Source organism: Pseudomonas sp. BF-RE-22, from assembly GCF_019956155.1.
Lineage (GTDB): Bacteria > Pseudomonadota > Gammaproteobacteria > Pseudomonadales > Pseudomonadaceae > Aquipseudomonas > Aquipseudomonas migulae.
Genome location: NZ_JAHBDD010000002.1, coordinates 33806 through 45302, shown reverse-complemented (window position 1 = coordinate 45302; position 11497 = coordinate 33806). Strand labels below are relative to the sequence as shown.

Genomic DNA, 11497 nt, shown 5'->3' with positions numbered 1-11497 from the left:
CCTGTCAGTCGAGTTTTCTGTTTACGTCCACCAGCAACGTCTCGATCTCTTTGCGGCGCCCGGCGTCGGCCGTTTCGCGGTTGGGGCGAGGGGCGGCCAGCAGCGCCTTTTGCAACGCTGCCTTGGCCTCAGAGTAGCGCTTTTGACGGTAAAGGTGATCGCCCCAAAAGTACAGGCTGTCGATGCCATTGGGGTTCATCTGCAAGGCAAGCTTGAGCAGTTGTTCGGCCTTGTCTGAATCACCAAAACCGATGGGCCAGCCGGGTACGCGGTCATACAGTGCGCCGAGGCTGGTGTAAGCCGAGCCTTGCAGGGCTTTGGGGTCCAGAGTCAGGGATTTTTCCAGGTCAGCCTTGGCGTCTTTGGCTTTGCCCAATGCCCCGAGCCCGCCTTGGGCGCCGGCCCAGCTGCTGGTGACAATGCCTTTCCAGATCCACGCTTCGGCCACGGCCGGGCGTTCCTGGCTGAAGGCGGAGGCTTGCGCGGCCAGTTGTTCGAAGGCTTGCTCGCGTTGTTTTTCCGGCATTTCGTATTGAATGTGTGCCCAACTCTGCTGGAGGGCAGAGAGGCGCTGCTGGTCGGCGCTGTCGAGGGCCCAGGTGATCTGGCTGAAGGCGCCTATCAAAAGGCAGGCAAAGATTTTTTTCATGGTTTTTGCTCGTTCTCGGGTTTGTGGCTCAGACGGCGGATCAGTGGCAATTGCTTGCGCAGGCCTCGATCCACCAGGTTGGGCAACAGGCTGTTGAGACGCACGAAAAAACGTTCCGGCCAGCCCAGGTAAAGGTCGCGGTGGTCGCCGGCGATAGCGTGGAGGGCGGCCGAGGCCACGGTTTTCGGGTCGTCGACATTGGCCTTGAGGGCATCGTTCAGGGCTTGGGCCGCCGCGCTGTTCATCGATGTGCGGGTGGCGCGAGGTGCCACGTACAGAACACTGACCCGGGTATCCGCCAGTTCCCGGCGCAGGGCTTCGGAAAAACCGCGCAGGGCAAACTTGGTGGCGCAGTAACTGGCATAACCGGGGTAGCCGATCGAACCGTAGGTCGAGCCGACATTCACCACCATGGCACTGTCGGCTTGCTTGAGCTGCGGCAACAGCAGCTTGGTCATGCAAATCGGTGCACTGACGTTGACCGCCAACATGGCGTTGATGTCGCTGTCATCGAGCTGTTCCAGCATGGCGAAATGATTGACGCCGGCGGCATTGATCAACAGGTTGATGCCGCCGATGGCCTCAACGGCGGCCAGTACCTTGTGCCGGTCAAAGGGCAACGTCAGGTCGGCGGCCACCCAGTGCACATTCTGCGGATAGCGCGCGAGCAGCGGCAGCAGTGACTCCTGGTGACGAGCCACGGCCAGGACCCGGGCACCGGCGGCGCACAGTGCGCTGGCGATCTCCATGCCGATACCGCCACTCGCGCCGGTCAGGACCACACGGGCCTCATGCAGCTGCATGTTGGACTTCCAGGCGGCCCGGCAAACCGCGGAACATGTCGGCGTAAAGCCGGTACACCACTTTCGAGGCATGGATCACGGCGGCCTGGTCGGCGCTGTCGTCGAGTTGATTCATGAGCCGGCGATAGGTCTGCATGTGCTCGATGTCCAGCGAACCGTGGGAGCTCAAATAACTGAAGGCGCTTTCCGGCAAGGCCAAGTGCTCACGGATGCTGCCCGCCGCGTGAGTCGCCAGGGCGATGCTGGTGCCTTCCAGCACGTTGACCATGCCGAACAGCCCCACCGGGTTGCCCCGGGCAATCAGGTCATATAGAAAACCGACCATCAGTTCAATCGGCAGCGAGGGCTGGCCGTTGCGCACCGCTTCGCGATCACCGCCACAGGCGGCTATGTCGTCGAGCACCCATTCTTCGTGGCCGTATTCATCCTCGATGTATTCACACACCGCCTTGCGCAGCCATTCCAGGCGTGTGGGCAGGCGTGCGCCGCACGCCATCATCAGCGGCACGGTATGGCGCACGTGGTAGTACGCCTGAGCGAGAAACGCCCGATAGCTTTCAAGACTGACCTGGCCTTGCAGCGCATCGAGGATTATCGGCAGGTTGAACAGTTCGTGGCGCTCTTGTTGAGTGGCTTCTTGCAGAGTGTCGAAAAACGTCATGATGCGGGCTCCTCGGAATGGGGAAATTCGGTCAGTTGTGCGCGGTATAACGCGACGATGGCGTCCCGGCGCGGGCGGCCATTGGCGGTCAGCAAGCCATTGGCGGCAGTGAAGGGTTCATTCAGGCGTGTCCAGTGATGCACCTGGGCATAATCGGGCAACGCGTCGTTGGCTTCGGCGACGGCAGCAGCCAGTTGTTCGTCCGTGCAGTCCGGGCGGTTGGGCCACAGCAATGCATGATTTCGCGGCAGGGCCTCGCCATACACAAAAGCCTGGGCGATGTGTTGGCGTTGGGTGAGTTCCGCTTCGACCCATTCCGGGTTGACGTTGCGCCCGTAGCTGGTGATGAATTGATGCTTTTTGCGACCGTTGAGGAAGAGGAAACCCTGCGCGTCGAACTCCCCGAGATCGCCGCTGTGCCACCACTCGCCGGTGTAGGCCGGCTCACCCAGGTAACCGAGCAAGAGCGAGCCCTTGATCAGGACCTCACCGTCTTCGGCCAGTTTCAATTCGACGTGGGGCAGGGGCCGGCCGACGCTACCTGCACGGTACGCTGCGGGGCGATTGAGGCAGACGACCGAAGCGCATTCGGACAGGCCGTAACCTTCATAGACCGGCAGGCCGACATGTCGGGCGCGTTGCAATAAGTCCTTAGAGACCCGTGCGCCACCGACGGCGGCAAAGCGCAGTGTTTGCGGATTGAACGCGTTCTGTTCGGTTGCGCTGACCAGCATCAGCAGCAGTTGCGGCACCAGAATCAGGCTCTCGGGCGAACGGCTGGCCAGGCAACCGAGCAAGCGCGGTACATCGACGCCGCTGGCGCCCCGGATGCCCAGGGTTTTCTGGCTCGGCAGGCTCAGGGTGGCACCGGCGTAGAGCGCGGCGTAGCAGCCCAGGTTTTCCAGCAGGATCGCCAGCGGCAACAGCGCCAGGTGATGCTGTGGTTCAGTGGGTTTGCTGGCCTGATCCAGTTCCCGCGCTACCCGCAACAAGCTGTCGGCGCTCAGGCACACGCCTTTGGGAGTACCGGTGGTGCCGGAGGTGAAGGTCAGTTTGGCCGTGCCGGGGTGCATCGGGCTCGGGCCGGCGAACGTGCGTCGCCAGAACTCGGCGCTTTTCTCATAGCCGGCAACGAGCAGTTCGGCTTCGAATTCCGGTTCGGCAATCACTCGTTCTGCCTGGCTCTGTTCCAGGCAGTGGGCACGCTGTGCGGGGCTGAAGAAGGGGGGCAAGGTCACGCAAGCAAGGCCTTCGAACAGCGCGGCCAAGTCCCAGAGTATGGCCTCGACGCCATTGTCCAGAGCCAGGGCGATGACGCTTGCCTGTTCATCGCGCAGACGTTGCTGGCGGTACTTCACTTCAGCGTACAGCGTGGCGTAATCGATTTTCAGGGTGTCGCCCCACAGGGCAATGACGTTGCTCTTGTGCTCGGCATGGCTGCGCAAGGCCTGCTCGAATCGTTGGCATTCAGGCGACATGGCAGGCTCCGTCAAGGGACGATGGCAAGCCCAGCCGGCTGAACAGGCCGATGTTGCGCAAATGAATGAAGCCGGCGCGGATGTTGCCGACGTGAACCCAGGGTTTGCTTTCGTAGTAGCTGCCCCAACTGTGCCGGTCGTCGCCCAGTCGCTGCGGGTCGGCGGCGCAGAGAGTCACCGGTTTCAGGCCCAGTCGGTGAAAGCTGTTGACCAGGCCCATGTTGCCGGTGAATGCCACCCATTCCAGCCCGCCCATGGCCAGCAGATAGGTAATGGCAATGATGCTCATCCGGGCATTGCCGGTGTCGGTGGCGGCCAGATTGCCGACCTCGACAATGCCGGCAGGATCCACCGGACGCTCCACCACGGCGCTGATCAATGTCTGGATCGGTTTGTCCAGATAACGCTCCAGAAACAACGGCTCGTCACGGCCCAGGCGTACCCCGGCGACCGCGCACAGTTCGCCGTCGGTGCTGCTTATGCCGAACAACTGCGGCATGAAATGACGAATGTCTGCACCGTGAACCTTGCGAAAGCGTTGCTGGATAAAGTTCTCGAATACCAGTCTCTGTTCATCGCCCGGCAAGGCGCGGGACAGGACGATCTGTGGCGTTTCTGCCTGGCCGAAGTGCAGCGGCAGTGCAATGTTCCAGTCGAAATCGGGCATGGGCGGAACGCCTCCCTCAATAAGTTTGGGGGGAGTATCCGAGGCATTTCTTAATGAAGTCTGAAGGTGAAAAAGGTTCGTTGAGCGCTGTTCTTCAGACTGTCTTAAGTTTTGACCGACAGGCTGCGCTCCGCCGGTTCAAAGCAACCGCTCAGAGGCTGTCGCAAGGCAGTCGTCCCAAAATTTGATGAGGCGTGTTTATGACCCGCGAGATAGTCACAGATCGTTATGCAAAGCTGTCGATCACCCTGCACTGGCTGATGTTGGCGCTGTTCGTCGGCGTGTATGCGTGCATTGAGATCAAAGGGCTGCTGCCACGCGGCAGCAACGCGCGAGCTCTGTTCCTGGGGTTGCATGGGCTGTTCGGGATAAGCATTTTCGCTCTGGTCTGGATTCGCCTGCTCGGGCGTCTGACGCCGCGTCCACCGATCACTCCAACCCCGCCGGCCTGGCAGACCGGCCTGTCACACCTGATGCACCTGGCGCTGTATGGCTTGATGATTGTGACGCCACTGATGGCCTGGTTGATGCTGGCTGCGGGAGGCAAGCCCTTGCCGTATTTCGACTTCTATCTGTCGGCACCGGTGTCGGTGGATCCGGATCTGGCCAAGCGATTCAAGTACTGGCACGAATGGCTTGGCACCAGCGGCTATTGGCTGATCGGCCTGCATGCGCTCGCTGGCCTGTTCCATCATTACTGGGTCGGTGATAACACCCTTGCCCGGATGTTGTCTGGACGAAGCAGGTCATGAATTCAGTGCGCTCTTGACCCTGACGGCGATTGCTCACGATTCTCAGGGGCATGGCGAGGGTCGCCTAATACTGCTCTGAATATGGAATAGTCAGGTTCATTGTTGAGCTATCAGCAAATTTTCGCGGCTTTGGGGCTTACAACCGTAAGGTGATTGAAGCTTCAATCGGACTTTGGAGGCAGGGCAATAACGGATGCATCGTTGATCAGGTGGATCAACTCACTTAGTTGCGCCTCGGCAATGGTCAATGATGCAGCGCTTCTACTCAACTCTTCCTCCCGTTGATCCAACATGGCTTCACGGGCATTCAAGTCGCGGTCAAGACGCTCCTGTTTAAGTCGAACGTTATAGAACTCCTCATGTTTGTTCTGCAGCGCCTCTTTATGGTTGCTCAGGTTCGTCATGAGTGTCTGCAAGCTTTGTTCAATGCGCGATACGGTATTTTGGGTCATTGGCGCGGTTTCCTCGGATGCTGTCAGGGCGGTAGTTGACGCTACGTGGGTCATAATGGATTTCGGAGAAGCAGCGGGGGCATCTCGGGAGATCTTGTTCAAGGGCGGAGGGGGAACCTGACGATGGTCGTCTTCATGTTGGTTAAAGCGTGTAAGTTTCGAGTAGTAGTCGGTGCACTCCAGTTCGATATGTAAATCCTGCGTCGAAGTTTTCATGGTTGTTTGTACAAAGGGTCCTGGCGAGGGTTGAAAATTCAACAGCTTTTCCACCCATGTTTCGTTGACTTTCAACGTACGGTGGGTGTGTACATCCCCGGGAATGATCCGAGTCTCCAGCAGGTCAAGTATCCGATAGCTCCCATCGGTCATGTGGGGTGCCGGCGCCAGGGCATCGTTTATGATGTTTTTGAGGGTTTGCGCAGCAATCTTGAAGTCGTTCGGGGACATGCAGGTCATCAGTAACGCTTCCCCGTCGTCACACAGAGACGCCACATAGATCCGTATCAGGCCCCCACCAAGATTTTCATTCAGGCTGTAAATCACAAACCGCCTGTCAATCACAACCGCCGTAAACACGCACAGTACTGCAGCGTTCAGCGGTTCCCCTTCGGTGTTCAATACGGTGATTGTTCTAAAGTTCATTTGGCTTCGCGGCTCCGAGGCTGGGCAAAAAACGGGACTATCGGCCGATTAAAGAATAGCGAGTGTCGGTGCCGTGTTTTGTAGGAGTAAGCGCATAAGGCCTCGGATAAATCCTCACGGCCTACAGACCGATCTGGTATTCACTTGCCCCCGTTCAATCGGATCAATCAGCGGTTTATGTTTCCTCGCTTCAACAAACGTATCTGCAAATGTGAAGCGGAAAAATCGCTTAGCGAGCTGGAAGCCATGATTGATATTTCGACACTGACAAAACGTTTCTCAGGAAATGTCGCCGTAAACAATATTTCGTTCCGGGTTGTCACGGGAGAAGTGCTAGGGGTTCTCGGCACCAACGGTGCAGGCAAATCCACGACCCTGCGCATGCTCACCGGCCTGATCAAACCTACTTCTGGAACTATTACCGTCTGCGGTTTCGATATCAGCCGACACACTCGTCAGGCACAGCGTTTGTTGGGCTATTTGCCGGAAGGTAACGCGTGTTATGGCGATATGAGCGTGCAGGGTTTTCTCGGGTTTATTGCCAGGGTGCGCGGTTATCGCGGCGCTGAAAGGAAGTTGCGGGTAGCGCAGATGCTCGACCGGTTCGAGCTTGGTTACGTGCGCGCCGACACCATTGATTCCATGTCCAAGGGGTTCAAGCGGCGCCTGGGTCTGGCGCAAGCAATGTTGCACGACCCTAAAGTGCTGATCCTGGATGAGCCTACCGATGGCCTTGATCCGAATCAGAAGCACCATGTGCGCGAGCTCATCTCGGAGCTGGCCAAGGACAAGATTGTGGTGATTTCGACGCACATTCTGGAAGAGGTCACCTCTCTGTGCAGTCGTGCCCTGATCATCGACAACGGTCATTTGTTGGCGGACGAGACACTGAAACAACTGCAAAGCCGATCCCGTTATCACCAGGCCGTGACAGTGTTCGGCCGCCATCCGCTGGATCTGCTGGCGTTGGCGGTACTGCCCGGCGTTGCCGGTATCGAGGCAGGTCTCGAGGCGCACAGCGTAAAAGTGCTGGCCCAGGACGGCGCAGTCATTCTTCCGGCGATCAACGCCTTGATCGTCAGCAAAGGCTGGCAAGTACGGCGCCTGGAGGAGGAGCGGGGCGGGCTTGAGGAAGTGTTCCGGACCCTGACCCGGGAGCGCGCCGCATGAGGCTGTTGTCGCCAATCGTCCAGCGCGAATTCTGCAGCTACTTCGCCACGCCAACTGCGTACCTGCTGCTGATGACGTTCCTGGTGCTGTGTGGCGTATGCACGTTTTATCCCGGCGGGTTTTTTGAACGAAACCAGGCGGACCTGGCGCCGTTTTTTGCCTGGCACCCATGGATATATCTACTGCTGATGCCAGCCTTGGCGATGCGCCAATGGGCTGAAGAGCGCAAGTCCGGCACCATTGAAATGCTGATGACGTTGCCGTTGACCCGTTTCGAAGTGGTGGTCGGCAAATACCTCGCGGCCTGGTTGATTGCCGCACTGATGTTGCTGCTGACGTTTCCCATTGTGCTCACCGTCAATTACCTGGGCGAAGCGGACAATGGCGCCATTTTGTGCGGTTATCTGGGAAGTTGGTTGCTGGCCGGCGTTTACCTGGCGATCAGCGGCTGTATGTCCGCACTCAGCAAGAATCAGGTGGTCGCTTACTTGATGGCGGCCATGGTTGGCCTGCTGTTTATTGCCAGCGGTTCGGCTCCGGTACTGGACCTGCTCAAACAATGGGCGCCGATGGCGTGGCTTGATGTGAGCGCGTCCATGAGTTTTCTCGCACGGTTCGGTTCGATCAGCCAAGGCGTCATAGCGCCTCGGGACCTGCTTTATTTCTTTGGTCAGATCGTCGCTTGGCTGGCGGCGACGGCGTTGGTTGTCGATCTGAAGAAGGCTTCGTAAGCCATGGACTTGAGACGCTTGCGTTACGTCACGCTGTGCCTGAGCGGCGCAGCCTTGACGGTTCTGGCCGGCAGTCCCGGTGTCGGTACTTTACTGGACGAGCCACGGCTGGATCTGACCGAGCAGCAACTGTTTACCTTGAGCCAAGGTAGCCGGCAGATTATCGAGCAACTTCCCGGTCAGACGGATCTCTACCTGTTTTTCTCCAGCAGGGCCGCCAAAGACCTGCCTGTTCTGCGCAGCTACGCCCGGCGCGTCGAGGCGCTGCTCAGGGAGTATGAGCGGCAGGGCCACGGCAAACTCAAATTGCACGTAATCGATCCGCAGGCGTTCTCTGTCGAGGAAGATCGAGCGCGTGAATTCGGGTTGGATGCCATTCCTTTGGGGCCGGTCGAAGGGCAGGTGTTCTTCGGGTTGGCGGCGGTCGATCAACAACAGCATACGCAACGCATTCCTTTGTTCTCTCTGGATGAACAGGCGTTTCTGGAGTACGAGATCAGTCGTCTTTTACAGTCTCTGGACAAGCCGGAGCGGGCGCCCATCGGTTTGCTGTCATCGCTGCCTTTGGCGGGTGGTTTCGATGAGCAGAGTCGACGCACGTTAACGCCATGGTTCGTGCTCGAGGAGATTCGCAAGGCATTCGATGTGCAGGAATTGACCGGCGAGATCGAGCAGATTCCCGAGGGGCTCAACGTGCTGATGCTGGTACACCCCAAGCGAGTCAGCCGCAACACCCAGTTGGCCATTGATCAGTTCGTGCTGCGGGGCGGTCGGTTGCTGCTGTTTGTAGATCCGTACAGCGAGCAGGATCGCGGCGAGCAATATTTCGGCATTCCCAGCAAAGACAAATCATCTGACCTGGCGCCATTGTTGGGGGCATGGGGTGTGCGTCAGGTGCCAGGCAAGGTGCTGGGCGACGGTCACTATGGGCAGTTCGTCAACCTCAAGGACAGCGCCGATCCGGTGTGGCAACCGACTGCACTCGCACTGCCTGCATCGGCAATGAATCAACAGGACGTCGCCACCGCTGGACTGCAAAGCATCAACCTGACCACGGCGGGGATTCTTGAACCGCTGGAGGGCTCGCGTACTACATTCAGCCCTTTGTTGCGCGGCTCCGAGTACTCGATGCCGTTCAGCACGGCGCGCTTTGACCAGATGAAAGACTCGGGCGAACTGGCGCGGGAAATGAAACCTTCCGGCGAGCGCTTCACCCTCGCGGCCCGGCTGCAAGGTCCGGCGCAGTCAGCGTTTCTGACGGAGGTACAGGGCAAGCCTGGAGCAATCACCTCGACTGAAAACATTAATGTGATTGTGGTGGCCGACACCGATCTGCTCAGCGACAACCTGTGGGTTGACGCTCGGGGCCGCATCGGTGAACCCACGGCCTGGGCTGACAACGGCGTGTTTGTGCTCAACGCGCTGGACAGCCTGACCGGCACCGATGCCTTGATCAATTTACGCTCTCGGGGGCACTTCAGTCGCACGTTTACCACTGTGGACGTTCTCCTGCGACAAACTCGGCAGCGCTTTCGGGACATGAGCGACACGTTGCAAGGCAAGCTCGATGAAACCGAACGACAGCTGGCGTTTTTGCAATCTGAACATCACGACGGTACGGGTCTGAGCCCCGAACAACAAAAGGAAATCGATCGCTTCATTCAGGAGAAAACCGCCCTTGCAAGTGAGATGCGCGCGGTGGCCAGGCAATCGAATCTGGAGGTTGAGAAGCTGGGCGCGCTGCTCAAAGCCATCAATATCGGTCTTGTGCCCGGTGTGCTGACGTTGCTTGTTCTCGGTCTGTGGAGTGCTCGCAGGTTGTTGCGCCGTGGACGATGGCAAACGTTTTAAGGTTGCTCGCGCAACGCCGCTTGATCCGTAAGGTTCAGGCGGTTTTTTTTGCAAACCTCCCAGGCAAGTAGGATTAATCCTACACGCCGGACAGATTTATCTATTGGGGTAGGACGAATCCTGCAATTGTTGCTTTAGCTGCACTCGGTAAAGATTGCCCGACTCTTTTAAAGAGTTCTAGAAGCGCTCACTTTACGCAGTAAAAGGAATACGCAATGTTTGTTTCCCTGAGAAGTATTCTGGCTGCCACCACAGTCGGGCTCATTACAACTTCGGCGATTGCTGCTGACGGTAAAATTGAATTCACCGGCGAAATCACCGCGGCTTCCTGCAGTGTCACCGCCGGTGCCGGTACGGGCATTACCGGTAATAAAGGCAATACAGTTATTGCCGTTGGTCTTGGCAAGGTCAGTATTGACTCGCTGAAAAATACCGGTGCCACGCCTATTGTTTCCGGCACGCCAATCAACATTAATCTGGATTGCGGCAATACAGCCACCGGGTTGACCACCGTGAAAATGAAGTTTGACCCGTACTCGGGCAGCGGTGTGGATGACAAGAATAATGCACTACTGAAAATTGCCCCGGGCGGCGCTGCGGGAGTCGGTATCGGTATCTTTGCTGCTAACAACACCATGTTGAACCTGGCGGCTGGCGACAGTTTTGACTCGGCGTTGATTGCAACGGGCGCAGGTGCTGCAGCCCAGTACACGGCCAATCTGAACATTCGCGCCGCGTATGTTGCCAACGGCGAACCGACCATTACTCCGGGCGCTGCCAACGGTACTTTGCCTTACACGCTGACTTACCAGTAAGTCTTCAAGACAGAGAGACATCAATTGCCTCTCTGTCTCATCTCTTCAAGGTCCAAACGATGATAGTGAAATCCAGATATGTGCTGGCTGGTATCGCTTTGCTTTACAGCAGCGTCGCCGCCGCAGGAATTACATTAGGCGGCACGCGCATTATTTATCCTCAAAAGAGCAAGGAAACATCCATTCTGGTTAAAAACGACGGCAATCAGGACATCATGATCCAGTCCTGGATCGAGCCGGACGTCGCCTTCAAAGGCAAGGATGTACCGTTTGCGCTAACCCCGGCCCTGAGCCGTCTCGCCACTGGCAAACAGCAGACTCTGCGGGTTTTCTATTACGGGCAAGGGCTGCCGGGCGACAAGGAATCGGTGTTCTGGCTCAATGTCCAGGAAATTCCGCAGAAGGCCGAAGGTGACAATACCTTGCAGTTGGCGATACGCCAACGGATCAAGGTGTTCTATCGCCCCGACGCTATGACGGGTAGTTCGGCGGAAGCCGCCAGTGGTCTCAAATGGCGTGTTCAGGATGAAAGTGGCAAGCGCTATCTTCGCGTCACTAACGATTCGCTCTATCACGTGTCCTTCGGCACGACTCAATACAAAAGCGATGGAAAAACATACCCGGTAGACACCGATATGGTCGCACCACTTTCTACCGGAAAGTTTCCGGTCAAGGGCGCACCTGCAGGCAGCATCGATAAACGGTCTGTAGTCGAGTATTACAACATCAACGATTACGGTGCGCCGATTAAGCATACGGTGAATGTTTTCGAATAATAGTTGGGTGCATGTCCGTGGGTTGACTTTCTGTAGTGGAGGGGAGCCAC

At 57.7% G+C, this 11497-nt stretch carries 12 protein-coding genes; 6 read left to right on the top strand and 6 right to left on the bottom strand.

Translation table 11 applies throughout. The features are described from left to right. Positions 1-4: 4 nt before the first annotated feature. Genes KGA82_RS01195 through KGA82_RS01175 form a run of 5 tightly spaced genes read right to left on the bottom strand, consistent with a single transcriptional unit; the run spans position 5 to position 4258 of the window. Entirely contained in the window at positions 5-649 is a 645-nt protein-coding gene (locus tag KGA82_RS01195; RefSeq protein WP_223414807.1) for a tetratricopeptide repeat protein, read from the bottom strand. Then, positions 646-1452 (bottom strand): SDR family oxidoreductase, encoded by an 807-nt coding sequence (locus KGA82_RS01190; RefSeq protein WP_223449406.1) that lies wholly within the window; start codon positions 1450-1452, stop codon positions 646-648. The genes KGA82_RS01195 and KGA82_RS01190 overlap by 4 nt, the downstream gene beginning before the upstream one ends. Beyond that, complete coding sequence (locus tag KGA82_RS01185) at positions 1439-2113, bottom strand: TenA family transcriptional regulator (protein WP_223449405.1); 675 nt, start codon at positions 2111-2113, stop codon at positions 1439-1441. Before KGA82_RS01185 ends, KGA82_RS01190 begins: the two co-directional genes overlap by 14 nt. Further along, the gene (locus tag KGA82_RS01180) at positions 2110-3591 is read right to left on the bottom strand and encodes an AMP-binding protein (protein ID WP_223449404.1); all 1482 of its coding nucleotides are present in this window, start codon (positions 3589-3591) and stop codon (positions 2110-2112) included. Before KGA82_RS01180 ends, KGA82_RS01185 begins: the two co-directional genes overlap by 4 nt. Next, a complete protein-coding gene (locus KGA82_RS01175; protein ID WP_223449403.1) occupies positions 3581-4258 on the bottom strand; it encodes a thermostable hemolysin in 678 nt (225 codons plus the stop codon). Before KGA82_RS01175 ends, KGA82_RS01180 begins: the two co-directional genes overlap by 11 nt. A 200-nt stretch (positions 4259-4458) precedes the next feature. Between KGA82_RS01175 and KGA82_RS01170 the strand changes: the two genes are divergently transcribed. Beyond that, complete coding sequence (locus KGA82_RS01170) at positions 4459-5010, top strand: cytochrome b (RefSeq protein ID WP_223449402.1); 552 nt, start codon at positions 4459-4461, stop codon at positions 5008-5010. 161 nt (positions 5011-5171) lie between these two features. Here the strand turns inward: KGA82_RS01170 and KGA82_RS01165 are convergent, their stop codons facing one another. After that, the gene (locus tag KGA82_RS01165; RefSeq protein ID WP_223449401.1) at positions 5172-6104 is read right to left on the bottom strand and encodes a hypothetical protein; all 933 of its coding nucleotides are present in this window, start codon (positions 6102-6104) and stop codon (positions 5172-5174) included. Positions 6105-6350: 246 nt separating this feature from the next. Between KGA82_RS01165 and KGA82_RS01160 the strand changes: the two genes are divergently transcribed. The 5 genes from KGA82_RS01160 to KGA82_RS01140 all read left to right on the top strand — a co-directional run bounded on the left by KGA82_RS01160 (position 6351) and on the right by KGA82_RS01140 (position 11447). Beyond that, positions 6351-7274 carry an ABC transporter ATP-binding protein gene (locus KGA82_RS01160; RefSeq protein ID WP_223449400.1) on the top strand — a complete coding sequence of 308 codons (924 nt, stop codon included), beginning with the start codon at positions 6351-6353 and terminating at the stop codon, positions 7272-7274. Then, positions 7271-8005, top strand: a complete 735-nt coding sequence (locus KGA82_RS01155; RefSeq protein WP_223449399.1) for an ABC transporter permease subunit — start codon at positions 7271-7273, stop codon at positions 8003-8005. The genes KGA82_RS01160 and KGA82_RS01155 overlap by 4 nt, the downstream gene beginning before the upstream one ends. A 3-nt stretch (positions 8006-8008) precedes the next feature. After that, on the top strand, positions 8009-9856 hold the full coding sequence (locus KGA82_RS01150; protein ID WP_223449398.1) for a GldG family protein: 1848 nt from the start codon (positions 8009-8011) through the stop codon (positions 9854-9856). Between the two features lie 215 nt (positions 9857-10071). Next, the gene (locus KGA82_RS01145; protein WP_223449397.1) at positions 10072-10671 is read left to right on the top strand and encodes a fimbrial protein; all 600 of its coding nucleotides are present in this window, start codon (positions 10072-10074) and stop codon (positions 10669-10671) included. Between the two features lie 59 nt (positions 10672-10730). Next, complete coding sequence (locus tag KGA82_RS01140; protein ID WP_223449396.1) at positions 10731-11447, top strand: molecular chaperone; 717 nt, start codon at positions 10731-10733, stop codon at positions 11445-11447. The last annotated feature ends 50 nt before the right edge of the window (positions 11448-11497 follow it).

Bases quoted from the DNA above. Each gene is read 5' to 3' on its own strand.
- KGA82_RS01195 (WP_223414807.1), bottom strand. From the start codon at position 649: ATGAAAAAAATCTTTGCCTGCCTTTTGATAGGCGCCTTCAGCCAGATC.
- KGA82_RS01190 (WP_223449406.1), bottom strand. From the start codon at position 1,452: ATGCAGCTGCATGAGGCCCGTGTGGTCCTGACCGGCGCGAGTGGCGGT.
- KGA82_RS01185 (WP_223449405.1), bottom strand. From the start codon at position 2,113: ATGACGTTTTTCGACACTCTGCAAGAAGCCACTCAACAAGAGCGCCAC.
- KGA82_RS01180 (WP_223449404.1), bottom strand. From the start codon at position 3,591: ATGTCGCCTGAATGCCAACGATTCGAGCAGGCCTTGCGCAGCCATGCC.
- KGA82_RS01175 (WP_223449403.1), bottom strand. From the start codon at position 4,258: ATGCCCGATTTCGACTGGAACATTGCACTGCCGCTGCACTTCGGCCAG.
- KGA82_RS01170 (WP_223449402.1), top strand. From the start codon at position 4,459: ATGACCCGCGAGATAGTCACAGATCGTTATGCAAAGCTGTCGATCACC.
- KGA82_RS01165 (WP_223449401.1), bottom strand. From the start codon at position 6,104: ATGAACTTTAGAACAATCACCGTATTGAACACCGAAGGGGAACCGCTG.
- KGA82_RS01160 (WP_223449400.1), top strand. From the start codon at position 6,351: ATGATTGATATTTCGACACTGACAAAACGTTTCTCAGGAAATGTCGCC.
- KGA82_RS01155 (WP_223449399.1), top strand. From the start codon at position 7,271: ATGAGGCTGTTGTCGCCAATCGTCCAGCGCGAATTCTGCAGCTACTTC.
- KGA82_RS01150 (WP_223449398.1), top strand. From the start codon at position 8,009: ATGGACTTGAGACGCTTGCGTTACGTCACGCTGTGCCTGAGCGGCGCA.
- KGA82_RS01145 (WP_223449397.1), top strand. From the start codon at position 10,072: ATGTTTGTTTCCCTGAGAAGTATTCTGGCTGCCACCACAGTCGGGCTC.
- KGA82_RS01140 (WP_223449396.1), top strand. From the start codon at position 10,731: ATGATAGTGAAATCCAGATATGTGCTGGCTGGTATCGCTTTGCTTTAC.